12 protein-coding genes are annotated in these 18,091 nt (G+C 64.6%); 11 read left to right on the top strand and 1 reads right to left on the bottom strand.

Features of this window, described 5'->3' with window-relative positions; all coding sequences use genetic code 11:
* From nuoC to nuoN, 11 genes are all read left to right on the top strand, one after another.
* On the top strand, positions 1-1,806 hold the full coding sequence (nuoC, locus tag ACB039_RS07790; protein WP_171268904.1) for an NADH-quinone oxidoreductase subunit C/D: 1,806 nt from the start codon (positions 1-3) through the stop codon (positions 1,804-1,806).
* Positions 1,807-1,878: 72 nt separating this feature from the next.
* Positions 1,879-2,418: an NADH-quinone oxidoreductase subunit NuoE gene (gene nuoE, locus ACB039_RS07785; protein WP_371165431.1), complete on the top strand. Its 540-nt coding sequence runs from the start codon at positions 1,879-1,881 to the stop codon at positions 2,416-2,418.
* Positions 2,415-3,800: an NADH-quinone oxidoreductase subunit NuoF gene (gene nuoF / locus ACB039_RS07780; protein WP_171268903.1), complete on the top strand. Its 1,386-nt coding sequence runs from the start codon at positions 2,415-2,417 to the stop codon at positions 3,798-3,800. Before nuoE ends, nuoF begins: the two co-directional genes overlap by 4 nt.
* A gap of 58 nt (positions 3,801-3,858) precedes the next feature.
* Positions 3,859-6,588, top strand: a complete 2,730-nt coding sequence (gene nuoG, locus ACB039_RS07775; RefSeq protein ID WP_371165430.1) for an NADH-quinone oxidoreductase subunit NuoG — start codon at positions 3,859-3,861, stop codon at positions 6,586-6,588.
* Positions 6,585-7,553 carry an NADH-quinone oxidoreductase subunit NuoH gene (nuoH, locus tag ACB039_RS07770; protein ID WP_025327220.1) on the top strand — a complete coding sequence of 323 codons (969 nt, stop codon included), beginning with the start codon at positions 6,585-6,587 and terminating at the stop codon, positions 7,551-7,553. The genes nuoG and nuoH overlap by 4 nt, the downstream gene beginning before the upstream one ends.
* 7 nt (positions 7,554-7,560) lie before the next feature.
* Positions 7,561-8,103, top strand: coding sequence for an NADH-quinone oxidoreductase subunit NuoI (gene nuoI / locus ACB039_RS07765; RefSeq protein WP_371165429.1), 543 nt, complete (start codon positions 7,561-7,563; stop codon positions 8,101-8,103).
* Positions 8,104-8,112: 9 nt separating this feature from the next.
* Positions 8,113-8,664 (top strand): NADH-quinone oxidoreductase subunit J, encoded by a 552-nt coding sequence (gene nuoJ / locus ACB039_RS07760; RefSeq protein ID WP_171268901.1) that lies wholly within the window; start codon positions 8,113-8,115, stop codon positions 8,662-8,664.
* Entirely contained in the window at positions 8,661-8,969 is a 309-nt protein-coding gene (gene nuoK, locus ACB039_RS07755; protein ID WP_005314891.1) for an NADH-quinone oxidoreductase subunit NuoK, read from the top strand. The genes nuoJ and nuoK overlap by 4 nt, the downstream gene beginning before the upstream one ends.
* Entirely contained in the window at positions 8,966-10,813 is a 1,848-nt protein-coding gene (gene nuoL / locus ACB039_RS07750) for an NADH-quinone oxidoreductase subunit L (RefSeq protein ID WP_171268900.1), read from the top strand. The genes nuoK and nuoL overlap by 4 nt, the downstream gene beginning before the upstream one ends.
* A 68-nt stretch (positions 10,814-10,881) precedes the next feature.
* A complete protein-coding gene (gene nuoM / locus ACB039_RS07745) occupies positions 10,882-12,399 on the top strand; it encodes an NADH-quinone oxidoreductase subunit M (protein ID WP_270823433.1) in 1,518 nt (505 codons plus the stop codon).
* Positions 12,400-12,448: 49 nt separating this feature from the next.
* Positions 12,449-13,912 (top strand): NADH-quinone oxidoreductase subunit NuoN, encoded by a 1,464-nt coding sequence (nuoN, locus tag ACB039_RS07740; protein WP_042650465.1) that lies wholly within the window; start codon positions 12,449-12,451, stop codon positions 13,910-13,912.
* 260 nt (positions 13,913-14,172) lie between these two features.
* On the opposite strand, the gene purL is transcribed toward nuoN, so the two are convergent.
* Positions 14,173-18,066: a phosphoribosylformylglycinamidine synthase gene (purL, locus tag ACB039_RS07735; RefSeq protein WP_371165428.1), complete on the bottom strand. Its 3,894-nt coding sequence runs from the start codon at positions 18,064-18,066 to the stop codon at positions 14,173-14,175.
* Positions 18,067-18,091 lie beyond the last annotated feature (25 nt).

Here is an 18,091-nt window from a genome sequence, read left to right as displayed (position 1 = left end):
ATGAAACTGACTCGAGAATTCCCAAGCAACTACACCATGGCCCAGGGGCAGACGGCGGATCACGTCGATGCCCAGGTGGTCGGCGAGCTGTTCGCCCACTTCGGTGCCGAGCACTTCACGGTGCAGAGCACCCGTACCGGGGTGCCGGTGATCTGGCTCTCCCGCGATCTGCTGCTGGACGTGATGGGCTTTTTACAAAAGCTCCCCTCCCCCTTCGTGATGCTGTTTGATCTCAGCGCCACCGACGAGCGGATGCGCAGCCATCGTCACGGCCTGCCGGACAGCGACTTCACCGTCTTCTATCACCTCATCTCTATCGACCGTAACGCCGATGTGATGCTGAAGGTGCCGCTGATGGAGAGCGATCTGCACCTGCCCACCATCAGCCGCCACTTCCCCAACGCCAACTGGTACGAGCGGGAAGTCTGGGATCTGATGGGCATCACCTTCGACGGTCACCCCCATCTGACCCGCATCATGATGCCCAAGAGCTGGCAGGGACACCCGCTGCGCAAGGACTACCCGGCCCGCGCCACCGAGTTCGATCCCTTCATGCTCGATGCGGTCAAGCAGGATCAGGAGCAGGACAACCTGCTGTTCAAGCCCGAAGAGTGGGGCATGGCCCGTGGCAACGAGAACGAGGACTACATGTTCCTTAACCTCGGCCCCAACCACCCCTCGGCCCACGGTGCCTTCCGCCTGGTGTTGCAGCTCGACGGGGAAGAGATCCGCGACTGCGTGCCCGACATCGGTTATCACCACCGCGGTGCCGAGAAGATGGGCGAGCGCCAGTCCTGGCACAGCTACATCCCCTACACCGACCGGGTCGAGTACCTGGGGGGGGTGATGAACAACCTGCCCTATGTGCTGGCGGTCGAGAAGCTGGCGGGGATCAAAGTACCCAACCGGGTCGACATGATCCGGGTGATGATGGCGGAGCTGTTCCGCATCCAGAGCCACCTGCTGTTCCTTGGCACCTATATCCAGGACGTGGGGGCCATGACCCCTGTCTTCTTCACCTTCACCGACCGGCAGAAGATCTACACCATCATCGAGGCCATCACGGGCGCCCGCATGCACCCGGCCTGGTTCCGCATCGGCGGTGTGGCCCACGATCTGCCCACCGGCTGGGCCCGCCTCATCCAGGACAATCTGCTGAGCTGGCTGCCCAAGCGGTTGATGGAGTATGAAAAAGCCGCCATGCGCAACAGCATACTGCGCGGCCGCACCATCGGGGTCGCCGCCTACAACACGGCGCAGGCGCTCGCCTGGGGCACCACGGGGGGCGGTCTGCGGGCCACCGGCCTCAACTTCGATGTGCGCAAATGGCGCCCTTATTCCGGCTACGATCAGTTCGAGTTCGAGGTGCCGGTGGGCAGCAACGGGGATGCTTACGATCGCGCCACCGTTCGCATCGAGGAGATCCGCCAGAGCATGCGCATCATAGAGCAGTGCATGAAGAACATGCCGGCGGGGCCCTTCAAGGCGGATCACCCGCTCACTACGCCGCCCCCCAAAGAGCGCACCCTGCAGGACATCGAGACCCTGATCACCCACTTCCTGCAAGTGTCATGGGGCCCGGTGATGCCGGCCGCCGAGTCCTTCCAGATGATAGAGGCGACCAAGGGCGTCAACAGCTACTACCTGACCAGCGACGGCTCCACCATGAGCTACCGGACCCGGATCCGGACCCCGAGCTTTGCCCACTTGCAGCAGATCCCCTCGGTGATCCGTGGCCAGATGGTGTCGGACCTCATCGTCTACCTGGGCAGTATCGATTTCGTTATGTCAGATGTGGATCGTTGAGTCCTCTCGCCCCGGCCGACGGGGCGAAGGGCAAGACGCGCAGTAAAGGGAAAAGCCACAAAAGGTCAAGTCATGAGCCAATGTCAGTGTCACAATAACCAGACCCCCCAAGGGCAAGGGGCATGCAGCAGCACACAGGGCGATTTCGTCCTGAGCCAGGCTGAGCGCGATGCCATCGAACATGAGAAACACCACTACGAAGATCCCCGTGCCGCCAGCATAGAAGCGCTCAAGATAGTGCAGCAGGCCCGCGGCTGGGTGCCCGACGGCGCCATTCACGCCATCGGTGCCGAGCTCGGCATCCCCGCCAGCGACGTGGAGGGGGTCGCCACCTTCTACAGCCAGATCTTCCGCCAACCGGTGGGTCGCCACATCATCCGCGTCTGCGACAGCATGGTCTGCTACATCAACGGTCACGAGCAGTTGCTGGCCGGTCTGAAAGAGGTCGTCAATCTGGTCCCCGGCCAGACCTCCCCGGATGGCCGCTTCACCCTGCTGCCGGTCTGCTGCCTCGGCAACTGCGACAAGGGACCGGCCATCATGATAGATGACGATACCTATGGCAGACTCGATCCGGTGACGTTGCTGAAAACCCTGGAGGCTTACCCATGAGCATCCAGCCAGGCAAGACACTCGCCTCCCTCGGCACCGCCAACCGCATCCCCCGCGCCCCCGAGACCCATCCCCTCACCTGGCGGCTGCGTGATGACGGCCAGCCGGTGTGGCTGGAGGAATATCAGGCCAAACAGGGCTATGAAGCCGCCCGCAAGGCACTGGGCCAGATGAGCCCGGATGATATCGTCAGCACCGTCAAGGACGCTGGCCTCAAGGGGCGCGGCGGCGCCGGCTTTTCCACCGGGGTGAAGTGGGGCCTGATGCCCAAGGACGAGAGCATGAACATCCGTTACCTGCTCTGCAACGCCGACGAGATGGAGCCGAACACCTACAAGGATCGGCTGCTGATGGAGCAACTGCCCCACCTGCTGATCGAGGGGATGATCATCAGTGCCCGGGCCCTCAAAGCCTATCGCGGCTACATCTTCCTGCGCGGTGAATACGTGGATGCCGCCATCCACCTGCGCCGCGCGGTGGAAGAGGCCAAAGCGGCCGGTCTGCTGGGCAAGAACATCCTGGGCTCGGGCTTTGACTTCGAGCTGTTCGTCCACACCGGCGCCGGCCGCTACATCTGTGGCGAAGAGACGGCCCTCATCAACTCCCTGGAAGGGCGGCGCGCCAACCCGCGGGCCAAACCCCCCTTCCCCGCCGTTTCCGGTGTCTGGGGCAAGCCCACCTGCGTCAACAACGTCGAGACCCTGTGCAACGTGCCCGCCATCATAGGCAACGGTGTTGCCTGGTATCAGGGGCTGGCGCTGCCGGGGTCGGAGGATCACGGCACCAAGCTGATGGGCTTCTCCGGCAAGGTGAACAACCCCGGTCTCTGGGAGCTGCCGTTCGGCATCACAGCCCGCGAGCTGTTCGAGGAGTACGCCGGCGGCATGAAGCCCGGCTATCGCCTCAAGGCGTGGCAACCGGGGGGCGCCGGTACCGGCTTCCTGCTGCCCGAGCACCTGGATGCCCAGATGTACGCAGGCGGCATCGGCAAGGTCGGCACCCGCATGGGCACCGGGCTCGCCATGGCGGTGGATGACAGCATCAACATGGTAGGCCTCTTGCGCAACATGGAAGAGTTCTTCGCCCGCGAATCCTGCGGCTGGTGCACCCCCTGCCGCGACGGCCTGCCCTGGAGCGTCAAGATCCTGCGGGCCCTGGAGCGAGGCGAAGGCCAACCCGAGGATCTCGCCACCCTGGAGCAGCTGGTCAGCTTCCTGGGGCCAGGCAAGACCTTCTGTGCCCATGCTCCCGGCGCCGTCGAGCCCCTTGGCAGTGCCATGAAGTACTTCCGGTCCGAGTTCGAGGCCGGGGTCAAGGCTCCCCATGACAATCACAAGCTGTTCAAGGGTATCCAGCCCAATCTGCTGGGCGAGCGCTGGTAATACGCCAGGACGCATCGGGCAATAGCCGATTTCACAAAACAGGTTTCAGGGAAGTTGTATGGCAACCATTCATGTAGACGGTAAAGAGTTCGAGGTAGACGGGGCAGACAACCTGCTGCAAGCCTGTCTGTCTCTGGGTCTGGACGTCCCCTATTTTTGCTGGCACCCGGCGCTCGGCAGCGTCGGCGCCTGCCGCCAGTGCGCGGTCAAACAGTACCAGAATGCCGACGACAAGCGCGGCCGCCTGGTCATGTCCTGCATGACCCCCTCCACCGATGGCACCTATATCTCCATCGAGGACGAAGAGGCGAAGGAGTTTCGCAAGACGGTGGTGGAGTGGCAGATGACCAATCACCCCCACGACTGCCCGGTGTGCGAAGAGGGCGGCGCCTGCCACCTGCAGGACATGACGGTGATGACGGGCCACAACAGCCGCCGCTACCGCTTCACCAAGCGCACCCACCAGAATCAGGATCTCGGCCCCTTCATCAACCACGAGATGAACCGCTGCATCGCCTGCTATCGCTGCGTGCGCTACTACAAGGATTACGCCGGCGGCGAGGATCTGGGGGTCTATGGCGCCCACGACAACGTCTACTTCGGTCGGGTCGAGGATGGCACCCTGGAGAGCGAGTTCTCCGGCAACCTGGTGGAGGTCTGCCCCACCGGCGTCTTCACCGACAAGACCCACTCCGAGCGCTACAACCGCAAGTGGGACATGCAGTTTGCGCCCAGCATCTGCCAGCAGTGCTCGGTCGGCTGCAACATCAGCCCGGGGGAGCGTTATGGCGAGCTGCGCCGCATCGAGAACCGCTTCCACGGCGCCCTGAACCACTACTTCCTCTGTGATCGTGGCCGCTTCGGTTACGGCTATGTCAACCAGGCCGACCGCCCGCGCCAGCCGCTGCTGCGCGATGGCAATGACAAGCTGGCCATCACGGTGGATGGTGCCCTGAACCGCGCTGCCGATGCCCTGCGCACCGCCTCCGGCATCATCGGTATCGGCTCGCCCCGCGCCTCGCTCGAGAGCAACTTCGCCCTGCGCGAGCTGGTAGGCGCCGACAACTTCTACGCAGGCGTTGAGCAGAGCGAATGGGCCTGCCTACAGAAGATGCTGCATGTGCTGCACCAGGGCGGGGTACGCACCCCGAGCCTGCGCGATATGGAAGAGGCAGACGCCGTGCTGGTGCTGGGTGAAGATGTCACCCAGACCGCCGCCCGCATCGCCCTGGCCCTGCGTCAGGCGGTCAAGGGCAAGGGACGCGAGATCGCCCGCAAGCTGAAGGTGGACTTGTGGCAGGTCGCCGCGGTGCAGACGCTCGCTCAGAATGAGCGCTACCCCTTGCTCATCACCAGCCTGGATCAGACCCGTCTCGACGACGTGGCCGCCGATACACTGCACGCCCCCCACGCCAATCAGGCCCGCCTCGGCTTTGCCATCGCCCACCTGCTCGACGGCTTGGCCCCTGCCCCGCAGGATCTGGACGCCGATCAGCTGGCGCAAGCCAGCCGCTGGGCCGAGCTGCTCGGCAATGCCAAGAAGCCGCTCATCATCGCGGGCTCAGGTGCCCGCAGTCAGGCGCTGATCGAGGCGGCCAGCAACATAGCCCACGCCCTCAAGGGTCGCGGTCAGGCCGTCGAACTGGCGCTGGTGGCCCAAGAGGCCAACAGCCTGGGGCTGGCCATGCTGGCTGGCAACGCCGCCCCGCTTGAAGCCGCCCTCGAGCGCATCGAAGGGAGCGATCGGCTTGCGCTGATCACCCTGGAGAACGATCTCTACCGCCGTGCTCCCCGCAACCGGATCGATGCCGCCATCAAGCACCTGCAGTATCTGCTGGTGGTGGATCATCAGGACACCCGCACTGCCCGGCAGGCCCACCTGGTGCTGCCTGCCGCCAGCTTCGCGGAGGCCGATGGCACCCTGATCAACATGGAAGGCCGCGCCCAGCGCTTCTTCCAGGTCTATGCCCCCGCCTTCTACGACGCCGACATCCAGGTACGCGAGGGCTGGCGCTGGCTGGCCGCGCTGCAAGGCACGCTGGACAGAAAGGCCCCGCGCTGGAGCACCTTCGACGAGGTGAGTGCGGCCTGCGCCGCCTCGGCTCCGCTACTGGCCACCATGCGCGAAGCCGCCCCCAACGCGGGTCTGCGCATCCGTGGCATGAAGCTCGCCCGCGAGCCGCACCGCTACAGCGGCCGCACCTCCATGCTGGCGGATCAGAACGTGAGCGAGCCCCGTGTGGCGCAAGACCCCGACTCCCCCTTCAACTTCTCCATGGAAGGCTATGCAGGTGCCCGCCAGCCCCTGCAACAGGTGCCGTTCGCCTGGGCGCCGGGCTGGAACTCCCCCTCTGCCTGGAACAAGTTCCAGGATGAGGTGGGTGGCAACCTGCGGGCCGGCGATCCCGGTCGTCGCCTGCTGGAGCCAGGCAGCGAGTCCCTCGGCTGGTTCGACACCATTCCCGCGCCCTTCAGGGCAGAGGCAGCCCTGCAGGTGGTCAGTTATGACCAGCTGTTCGGTGGCGACGAGCTCTCCGCGCGCAGCCCCGTCATCCAGGCCCGCATGGGAGAACCCGAGCTGGTGCTGAACCCGGCCGACGCTGCCCGCTTGGCCCTTCATGCCGGCCATCTGGTGGCCTTCTCCTGGGGTGGCCACCACTGGCGGCTGACACTGCGGCTCAGCGAACGGCTGGCACCGGGCCTGCTCGGCCTGCCCCTGGGCGCCCATGGTCTGCCGACCGCGCTGCACCAGGCCTATGTGACTGACTTGCAGGAGGCCATCGCATGAGCAATGAGCTGATCGATCTGTTGCTGGAGGTAGGCAAAGCCTTGATCGTGCTGGTGGGGATCGTGGGGGCAGGCGCCTTCATGAGCTTCATCGAGCGCCGTCTGCTGGCGCTCTGGCAAGACAGGTACGGCCCCAACCGGGTGGGCCCCTTCGGCCTGCTGCAACTGGCGGCCGACATGGTCAAGATGTTCTTCAAGGAGGACTGGATCCCGCCGTTCGCGGATCGCCGGATCTTCGTGCTGGCCCCCATCATCGCCTTTACCGCCTTCATCCTGGCGTTTGCTGTGGTGCCCATCACCCCCACCTGGGGCGTGGCGGATCTCAACGTGGGGCTGCTCTACATCCTGGCCATCGCAGGGCTCGCGGTCTACGCCGTGCTGTTCGCCGGCTGGTCGAGCAACAACAAGTACTCCCTGCTCGGCAGCCTGCGCGCCTCGGCCCAGACCCTCTCCTACGAGGTGTTCCTCGGCCTGTCGCTCATGGGCATCGTCATCCAGACCGGCAGCTTCAACCTGCGGGATATAGTGGAAGCGCAAGCCGGTTTGTGGAACGTGATCCCCCAGTTCCTGGGCTTCATCACCTTCCTGTTTGCCGGGGTTGCCGTCACCCACCGCCACCCGTTTGACCAGCCGGAGGCCGAGCAGGAGCTCGCCGACGGCTATCACATCGAGTACGCGGGCATGAAATGGGGTCTCTTCTTCGTGGGCGAGTACATCGGCATAGTGCTGATCTCCTCCCTCATCGTGACCCTCTTCTTCGGTGGCTGGCACGGCCCATGGCTGCCGCCCTTCATCTGGTTTGCCCTGAAGACCGCCTGTTTCATGGTGTTCTTCATCCTGCTGCGGGCCTCCCTGCCCCGCCCGCGCTTTGACCAGGTGATGTCCTTTGGCTGGAAAGTCTGCTTACCGCTTACCTTGCTCAACATGCTGGTAACCGGCGCCGTCGTGCTTATGAACGTGCAGTGAGGCACCAATGAAAATTACGAGCATTATCAAGGGTGTTGGCACCCAACTGCGCAGTCTGGGGATGGTTTTCTCCCATGCCTGGCGCCCCCGCGAGACCCTGAACTACCCGGAGCAGCAGGTCTATGCCGCCCCCCGTTTCCGTGGCCGCATCGTACTGACTCAGGATCCGGACGGTGACGAGCGCTGCGTGGCGTGCAACCTGTGCGCCGTGGCCTGCCCGGTCGGCTGCATCTCGCTGCAAAAAGCGGAGCGGGACGACGGTCGCTGGTACCCGGAGTTCTTCCGCATCAACTTCTCCCGCTGCATCTTCTGCGGCCTGTGTGAAGAGGCCTGCCCCACCACCGCCATCCAGCTGACGCCGGATTTCGAGATGGGAGAGTATCGCCGCCAGGATCTGGTGTACGAGAAGGAAGATCTGCTGATCAGCGGCCCCGGCAAGTACCCGGACTACAACTTCTACCGCATGAGCGGGATGGCCATCGACGGCAAGCCCAAAGGGGATGCCGAGAACGAAGCCAAGCCCATCGATGTCAAGAGCCTGCTGCCCTAGGAGTCAATCATGGAACTGGCATTTTATGCCGCGGCCCTGGTCGCCGTTTACAGCACGCTGCGGGTCATCAGCACCAGCAACCCCATGCATGCGCTGCTCAATCTCATCATCTCCCTCATCGCCGTGGCCATGATCTTCTTCTGCCTGGGGGCCTCCTTCGCAGGCGCCCTGCAGGTGATCGTCTACGCCGGCGCCATCATGGTGCTGTTCGTGTTCGTGGTGATGATGCTGAACCTGGGTTCCGCCCAGGATCAGGAGCGCAACTGGCTCACCCCCATGACCTGGGGTGGGCCCGCCCTGCTCTCCCTCATCCTGCTTGGCTTTCTGGCCTACGGTATCCTCGGGGTCACCGGCGGTGAGCTGGGGCTGACCGACGTCAGCGCCAAGGAGGTCGGCATCGCCCTGTTCGGCCCCTATGTGCTGGCGGTGGAGCTCGCCTCCATCCTGCTGCTGGCGGGTCTGGTCACCGCCTATCACCTTGGCCGTGAAGACAAGAGCGGGGAAGTGCTTTCCGTCCCCAAACCCACAGCTCGCCCATCCCAGGAAGGAGGTCAGTCATGAATGGAATCCCAATGGAACACGGTCTGCTGCTGGCGGCCATCCTGTTCTGCATCGGGCTGTGCGGTCTGCTGATCCGCCGCAACCTGCTGTTTATCCTCATGAGTATCGAGATCATGATGAATGCGTCCGCGCTGGCGTTCGTGGTGGCGGGTAGCCGCTGGGCCCAGGCCGACGGCCAGATCATGTACATACTGGTGATTTCTCTGGCGGCAGCGGAGGCCAGTATCGGCCTCGCCCTGTTACTGCTGCTCTATCGTCGTTACCACACCCTGAACGTGGACACTGTGAGCGAGATGCGCGGATGAGCCTCCTATACCTGACTTTCCTGTTCCCCCTGCTGGGGTGGCTGCTGCTGGCCTTCTCCATCGGCCGTCTCGGCGAGCGCAGTGCGGCACTCATCGGTGTCGGCAGCATAGGCCTGTCGGCCCTCACTACCCTGTGGGTCGGCATCAACTTTCTCGGCAACATGCCGGAAGGCGGCGTCTATACCCAGACCCTGTGGCAGTGGATGTCGGTGGGCGAATTCCAGCCCGCCTTCCGCCTCTCCCTGGATGGGCTATCGCTGACCATGCTGGGGGTGGTGACCGGGGTGGGCTTCTTCATCCACCTGTTCGCCTCCTGGTACATGCGCGGGGAAGAGGGCTATTCCCGCTTCTTCACCTACACCAACCTCTTCATCGCCAGCATGGTGTTCCTGGTGCTGGCCGATGATCTGCTGTTCGTCTACCTCGGCTGGGAAGGGGTGGGGCTGTGCAGCTACCTGCTGATCGGCTTCTACTACCGCAACCCGGCCAACGGGGCAGCCGCCCTCAAGGCCTTCGTGGTGACCCGGGTCGGCGACGTTTTCCTCGCCATCGGGCTCTTCGTGCTCTACCGCGAGCTCGGCACCCTCAACATCCACGAGCTGCTGGTGCGCGCCCCCGCGATGTTTGCCGAGGGCTCCCCTGCCCTGTCGTTCGCCTGCCTGATGCTGCTCGGCGGCGCGGTCGGCAAGTCCGCCCAGCTGCCGCTGCAGACCTGGCTGGCAGACGCCATGGCGGGCCCGACCCCGGTCTCGGCGCTGATCCACGCGGCCACCATGGTGACCGCCGGTGTCTACCTCATCGCCCGCACCCATGGTCTGTTCCTGCTGGCCCCGGAGATCCTGCATCTGGTGGCCCTGGTCGGTGCCATCACGCTGGTGCTGGCAGGCTTTGCGGCGCTGGTCCAGACCGACATCAAGCGGATTTTGGCCTACTCCACCATGAGCCAGATTGGCTACATGTTCCTGGCCCTGGGGGTCGGCGCCTGGGAAGGGGCCATCTTCCACCTGATGACCCACGCCTTCTTCAAGGCGCTGCTGTTCCTCTCCGCCGGTGCCGTCATAGTCGCGACCCACCACGAGCAGAACATCTTCAAGATGGGAGGCCTGCGCAAGAGTCTGCCGCTGGTCTATGCCTGCTTCCTGGTGGGAGGCTCGGCCCTGGCCGCGCTGCCGCTGGTCACCGCCGGCTTCTACAGTAAAGACGCCATCCTCTGGCAGGTGCAGGCCAGTGGCCAGAGCGCCCTGCTGTGGGCCGGTCTGGGTGGGGCCTTCCTGACTTCCCTCTACACCTTCCGCCTCATCTTCATCGCCTTCCATGGCAAGGAGCAGACCCAGGCCCACGCCGGACACGGCCTGGCCCACCAGCTGCCGCTGCTGGTGCTACTGGTGCTCTCCACTGGTGTGGGTGCATTGATAGTACCGCCGCTCGCCGGGGTACTGCCGGCAGGCCCGGGGGATCATATCGAAGAGGGGCGCCACAGCCTCGAGATCCTCTCCGGCGTCATCGCCGTGGCAGGCATTGCGCTCGCCGCCTTCCTCTTCCTCGGCGAACGTCGCCTGGCGAAGGGGATCGCCGAGAGTGCGCCGGGCCGCGCCCTCAGCACCCTCTGGTTCAATGCCTGGGGCTTTGACTGGCTCTATGACTGGCTCTGGGTCAAGCCCTACCTGCTGACAACCCGCTTGCTCGGCAAGGACCCGCTGGATCGGATGATGAACCTGCCCGCCGTGCTGGCCCAGGGTGGCCACCAGCTGCTGGCCTGGACCGTCTCCGGCAAGCTGCGCTGGTACGCCGCCTCCATGGGGATGGGCGCCGCCCTGATCCTGGCCCTGCTGCTGCTCGGCTGATCCATGAGCCCAATATGTGTGGCAGGCCCGGGGCCTGCCCGACTAGAACCTAGACGAGAGCTGATATCGTGACCTTACTCTGGATCTTGTTAATTCCTTTTATCGGCGGCTTGCTCTGCTGGCAGATGGAGCGGCTCGGCGGACAATTCGTTCGCTGGGTAGCCCTGCTCTCCATGAGCGCCTGTCTGGTGCTCTCCGGTGCCATCTGGCTGGGGGGTGACTTCTCCCTCGCGAGCCCCGGCCTCCCCGTCTGGGCGGCCGAGTGGCAGCAACCCTGGATCCCCCGCTTCGGCATCTCATTGCACCTGGCGGTAGACGGCCTGTCACTCCTGATGGTGATGCTCACCAGCTTCATCGGGGTGCTGGCCATCCTCTGTTCCTGGAAGGAGATAGTGCAGCGCATCGGCTTCTTCCACCTCAACCTGCTGTGGATTTTGGGCGGCGTGCTCGGCGTCTTCATGGCGGTGGACCTGTTCCTGTTCTTCTTCTTCTGGGAGATGATGCTGGTTCCCATGTACTTCCTGATCGCGCTATGGGGTCACTCGGTCACCGACGGCAAATCCCGGATCAACGCGGCCACCAAGTTCTTCATCTACACCCAGGCGAGCGGCCTCATCATGCTGGTGGCCATCCTGGGCCTGGTGCTGACCCACCACGCCAGCACAGGCGTCTTCACCTTCAACTATCAGGAGCTGCTGAACACCCCCATGAGCAGCACGGTACAGTGGCTGCTGATGCTGGGCTTCTTCATCGCCTTCGCAGTCAAGATGCCGCTGGTGCCCCTGCACGGCTGGTTGCCGGACGCCCACAGCCAGGCGCCGACCGCGGGCTCGGTGGATTTGGCAGGGATCCTGCTGAAAACCGCTGCCTACGGCCTGCTGCGCTTCACCCTGCCGCTCTTTCCAGAGGCCTCCGCCGAGTTCGCCCCCTACGCCATGCTCCTTGGCCTGTTCGGCATCGTCTACGGCGCCCTGCTGGCCTTCGCCCAGACCGATATCAAGCGTCTGGTGGCCTACACCAGCATCTCCCATATGGGCTTCGTGATGATTGCCATCTATTCGGGCAGTGAGCTGGCCCTGCAGGGGGCCGTGGTGCAGATGATCGCCCACGGCCTCTCCGCCGCCGGTCTCTTCATCCTGTGCGGCCAGCTCTACGAGCGGCTGCACACCCGGGATCTGCGCCTGATGGGCGGCCTCTGGGGTCGGCTGCGCTACCTGCCCGGCGTCATGCTGTTCTTCTCGGTGGCCTCCCTTGGCATGCCGGGTACCGGCAACTTCGTCGGTGAGTTCCTGATCCTCATCGGCAGCTTCCAGGTAGCCCCCATCATCACCATCATCGCCACCTTCGGCCTGGTGCTGGCCTCGGTCTACTCCCTCATCATGCTGCAGCGCGCCTGCTTCGGTGCCCCTAGGGACGAGAGCGTCCTCAAGGGCCTGGACAGACGGGAGCTGGCCATGATGCTGACCATCGCCGGCCTGCTGGTGCTGCTCGGTCTCTACCCGCAACCCGTGCTCGACACCGCCAGCAGCAGTCTGCTGAGCGTGCTGCACTGGTACGCGCTGCCAGTCACAGGAGCACTGCAATGATGCCCTCTCCTTCTCTCTCCCTTTCTTTGTCCACGCCGGGAGCCTTGTCATGACGTTTACCGCCGCCCAACTATTGGCCCTGCTGCCCCTGTTGCTGACCACGGGGGCCATGGTCGCCCTGATGCTCGCCATCGCCTGGAAGCGCTGCGATGACACCGCCTTCGTGGTGACCATCACAGGTCTCAACCTGGCGCTGTTTTCCCTGCCCATCGTCATGGCCCAGGGGGATCAGGGGGTCACTCCCCTGCTGCAAGTGGACAGCTATGCGGTCTTCTACATGGGGCTGGTGCTCATCGGCGCCCTGGCCACCTGTACCTTCGGTCGCTCCTGGCTCAAGGGCTACCCGGATAACCGGGAAGAGTTCTACCTGCTGCTCTTGATCGCCACCGCAGGCGGCCTGGTACTGGCGGGCTCCCGTCACCTCGCGTCGCTGTTCATCGGGATCGAGATGCTGACCCTGCCCATGTTCGGTCTGGTGGGCTATGCCTACCGCGAGCGCCACTCCCTGGAGGCCAGCATCAAGTACATGGTGCTCTCCGCCGCCGCCACCGCCTTCCTGCTATTCGGCATGGCGCTGCTCTATGCCCAGGCGGGCAGCCTGAGCTTCAGCGATCTTGGCCTGACCCTGGCCCAGAGCCCGGCTCACCACCCGCTGCTGATGGGGGGCTTTGGCCTGATGCTGGTGGGCTTTGCCTTCAAGCTCTCCCTGGCCCCCTTCCACCTCTGGACCCCGGATGTCTATGAGGGCGCCCCGGCGCCTGTGGCCACCTTCCTCGCCACCGTGAGCAAGATAGCCGTGTTCTGCGTGCTGCTGCGCTTCTACCTGGCGGTGCCCGCCACCTCGGACCCCATGATCCACTGGCTGCTGGCAGCCATGGCAGTCATCTCCATCGTGGTCGGCAACCTACTGGCGCTGATCCAGACCAACATCAAGCGGATGATGGGTTACTCCTCCATCTCCCACTTCGGCTATCTGCTGGCAGTGGTGGTGGCAAGCCGCCTCGGCCAGATGCCGGTGGAAGCGGCGGGTGTCTACCTGCTGATGTATCTGTTCACCAGCCTGGGGGCCTTCGGCGTCATCAGCATGATGTCGAGCCCCTATCGCGGCAAGGATGCGGACTCCCTGCACAGCTACCGAGGCCTGTTCTGGAAGCGTCCTTACCTGACCGCCGTCATGACGGTGATGATGCTCTCCTTGGCGGGCATCCCCATGACGCTCGGCTTCATCGGCAAGTTCTACCTCATCGGGGTGACGGTCGATGCCAAGCTGTGGTGGCTCTCCGGCGCCATCGTGCTCGGCAGTGCGCTGGGTCTCTACTACTACCTGCGCGTCATGGTCACCCTCTACCTGCGCGAACCCGGCATGCAGCTGCGCGATGCCAGGGCCGACTGGGCCTTCTCCTCCGGCGGGCTGGTGGTACTGCTCTCCGCCATCCTGGTGGTGGCGCTCGGCATCTATCCCCAGCCGGTCATCAGCCTGGTGCAGGGCTTCCAGCACGTGGTGCTGCGCTAGCCTCAGCTCCACTCCACACAGCAAAACCGGCCTACGTGGCCGGTTTTTTTATCTCCCCAGACTGCCGGGCCCCGGGGTCAAGCTCGCCGTGCCAATGCCCTCCTCCCGTTCAGCCTCTCACCTCAACGCTCATCTTTGCTCTCCCCTCCCTCAGTCACCATTCACCAGCCATCACCCCAAGGGGCATAAAGCCTCTCCCGCGCCCATAAAAAAACCGGCCACGGGGCCGGTTTATGATTTTCTACCATGTCAGCGCGGGATTAACCCAGACGCACGCGAGCGTTTCTGAACATCCGCATCCAGGCGCCATCTTCGCCCCAGTTGTCCGGGTGCCAGGAGTTCGCCACGGTGCGGAACACCCGCTCCGGGTGCGGCATCATGATGGTGGCGCGGCCGTCCGTGGTGGTGACCGCGGTGATGCCCGCCGGCGCCCCGTTCGGGTTGGCCGGGTACTGCTCGGTGACCTGACCCCGGTTGTCCACGAAACGCAGCCCCACCAGGCCGCTCTGTTGCAGCGCGGCAAGGTGAGCGGCGTCGCGCACCTCCACCCGCCCTTCCCCGTGGGAGACGGCAATCGGCATCACGGAGCCCGCCATGCCGGCGAAGAAGGCGGAGGGTGACTCCTGCACTTCCACCAGGCTGAAGCGCGCCTCGAAACGCTCGGAGCGGTTGCGCACGAAACGCGGCCAGAGATCGGCCCCCGGGATGAGGTCACGCAGGTTGGACATCATCTGGCAACCGTTGCACACACCCAAGGAGAGGGTATCGCCACGCTCGAAGAAGCGCTGGAACTGCTCGCGGGCCCCGTCGTTGAACAGGATGGACTTGGCCCAGCCTTCCCCCGCCCCCAGCACGTCGCCGTAGGAGAAGCCGCCACAGGCCACCAGGGTCTGGAACTCTTCCAGCTTGATGCGACCGGACAGGATGTCACTCATATGCACATCCACCGCCGCGAACCCGGCTCGGTCGAACGCCGCGGCCATCTCCACGTGGGAGTTGACCCCCTGCTCGCGCAGCACCGCCAGACGGGGGGAGACCCCGCGGGCGATATAGGGGGCGGCCACGTCCTCGGACGGGTTGTAGGTCAGCCTGGCCTGCAGACCCGGATCGGTGGCGTCCTGACGGGCGGCGTGTTCCTGATCCGCGCACTCCGGGTTGTCCCGCAGGCGCTGCATCTGCCAGCTGGTCTCACCCCAAAGGGTGCGCAGGGCGGTGCGGCTGGCGCGGTACACTTCGGTGCCGGCGCGCTGGAACAGGATGAGATCATCCTCACGTACCGTGCCCAGCACGTGGGAGCAGGCCGCCAGACCGTGTCCGGCCAACAGGGTCAGCACGGCTTCCTTGTCGTCGCGGCGCACCTGGATGACGGCGCCCAGCTCCTCGTTGAACAGGGCCGGCAGCAGGTCGCCGCCCACGCGGTCGAGCTGGATGTCGAGGCCACAGTGACCGGCGAAGGCCATCTCGGTCAGGGTGACGAAGAGGCCGCCGTCGGAGCGGTCGTGGTAGGCAATCAGCTTGCGATCTGCCACCAGCGCCTGGATGGCGTTGAAGAAGCCCTTGAGCTGGACCGGGTTGTCCAGATCCGGGGCACTCTCGCCAAGCTGGCGATAGACCTGGGCCAGGGCAGAGGCGCCGAGGCGCTGCTTGCCGTTGCCAAGGTCAATCAGGATAAGATCGGTTTCTCCAAGATCGGTGCGCAGTTGCGGGGTGACGGTATTGCGCACGTCCTCGACCCGGGCAAACGCCGAGATGAGCAGGGAGAGCGGCGAGGTGACGCTGCGCTCCTCCCCGTCCTGCTGCCAGCGGGTCTTCATGGACATGGAGTCCTTGCCCACCGGAATGGTGATACCAAGGGCCGGGCAGAGCTCCTCGCCCACCGCTTTCACGGCTTCGTAGAGGCCGGCATCTTCCCCCGGGTGACCGGCGGCGGACATCCAGTTGGCGGAGAGCTTGACCCGCTTCAGCGATCCGATGTGGGCCGGTGCCAGGTTGGTCAGGGCCTCGGCCACCGCCATACGGGCTGAAGCGGCGTGGGAGAGCAGCGCCACCGGGGTACGCTCCCCCATGGACATGGCTTCGCCATGATAGCTGTCGTAGGTCGCTGCGGTGACGGCGCAATCGGCCACCGGGATCTGCCAGGGGCCGACCATCTGGTCACGGTTGACCAGACCGGTCACGCTGCGATCGCCGATGGTGATGAGGAAGGACTTCTCCGCCACGGTCGGCAGGCGCAGTACCCGCTCGGCCGCCTCGTTCAGGGTGATGCCATCCAGTTGCAGCGCCTTGCCCTGGGCGGGCAGGGTCACCACGTCGCGGTGCATCTTGGGCGCCTTGCCGAGCAGCACGTCCAGCGGCAAATCGATGGGCTGGTTGTCAAAGTGGCTGTCAGAGAGAGTCAGATGCTTCTCTTCGGTGGCGGTGCCGATCACGGCATAAGGAGCGCGCTCGCGCTCGCACAGAGCCTTGAACAGGGGCAGCTTGTCCTGGGCGACCGCCAGCACGTAACGCTCCTGGGATTCGTTGCACCAGATCTCCAGCGGGCTCATGCCCGGCTCGTCGCTGGCGATGGCTCGCAGGTCGAAGCGGCCGCCCCGATCGCCGTCGTTCACCAGCTCCGGCATGGCGTTGGAGAGGCCACCGGCCCCCACGTCGTGGATAAAGACGATGGGATTGTCATCGCCGAGCTGCCAGCAGCGATCGATCACCTCCTGGCAACGGCGCTCCATCTCGGGGTTGTCCCGCTGCACCGAGGCGAAATCGAGGTCTTCGGCAGACTGACCAGAGGCCATGGAGGAGGCTGCGCCGCCCCCCAGGCCGATGTTCATGGCCGGGCCGCCCAGCACGATGAGGGCAGCCCCTACCGGGATCTCTCCCTTCTGGACGTGTTCACTGCGGATGTTGCCGATGCCGCCCGCCAGCATGATGGGCTTGTGGTAGCCACGCACCTCGACGCCGTTGTGGCTCGGCACCTGCTCTTCGAAGGTACGGAAGTAGCCGAGGATGGCGGGACGACCGAACTCGTTGTTGAAGGCGGCGCCACCAAGGGGCCCCTCCTGCATGATGTCAAAGGCGCTGACGATGCGGCTCGGCTTGCCGAAATCCTGCTCCCAGGGCTGCTCGAAACCGGGGATGCGCAGGTTGGAGACGGAGAAGCCCACCAGGCCCGCCTTGGGCTTGGCGCCACGGCCTGTCGCACCCTCGTCGCGGATCTCGCCACCGGAACCGGTGGCCGCCCCCGGGAAGGGGGAGATGGCGGTCGGGTGGTTGTGGGTCTCCACCTTCATCAGGATGTCGACGCGCTCCTGGTGATACTGGTACTCACCGCTGGCGGGGCTCGGGAAGAAACGGCCACCCTGGCTGCCCTCCATCACGGCAGCGTTGTCTTTATAGGCAGACAGGACATGATCCGGCGTCTGCTCGAAGGTGTTCTTGATCATCTTGAACAGCGACTTGGGCTGCGCCTCGCCGTCTATGGTCCAGTCGGCGTTGAAGATCTTGTGACGGCAGTGCTCGGAGTTCGCCTGGGCGAACATGTAGAGCTCGATGTCATTGGGGTTGCGACCAAGCTTGGTGAAGTTCTCCACCAGGTAGTCGATTTCGTCGTCGGCCAGGGCCAGGCCCAGTTCGACGTTGGCCGAGGCCAGGGCGGCGCGGCCACCACCCAGCACGTCCACCTGGGTGAAGGGGCGCGGTTCGTGATGGGCAAACAGGGCGGCGGCCTGGCTCGGCTCATCGAACACCGTCTCCATCATGCGATCGTGCAGCAGGGCCGCGACCTCGCCACGCTGGGCTGCGGTCAGCTCACCCTTGGCCTGCACGTAATAGGCAATGCCGCGCTCCAGCCGCTTGACCTGGTGCAGGCCGCAGTTGTGGGCGATGTCGGTTGCTTTGGAAGACCAGGGGGAGATAGTGCCGGGGCGGGGGGTAACGAGAAACAGCTGACCGCTGGGGGTGTGTTCCGGGATGGTCGGGCCGTAGCGCAGAAGCTGGCCCAAGGTCGCTCGCTCAGGGGGCGACAGCGGGCTCGAAAGCTCGGCAAAGTGCACATATTCGGCATAGACGTCTGCTATCTCTACTCCTCTCTGTGCGCAGCTCTGCAGCAGCTTGTGGACACGAAACTCAGACAGTGCTGGGGCACCACGCAAGATTTCCATATACCTTTCTCACCAAGTTTTAGAG

The sequence above is a fragment of the Aeromonas sp. S2(2024) genome (assembly GCF_041402505.1).
GTDB classification, from domain to species: Bacteria; Pseudomonadota; Gammaproteobacteria; order Enterobacterales; family Aeromonadaceae; genus Aeromonas; species Aeromonas media.
The sequence above is the reverse complement of the archived record's forward strand: the minus strand, read 5'-3'. Positions and strand labels throughout refer to the sequence as shown.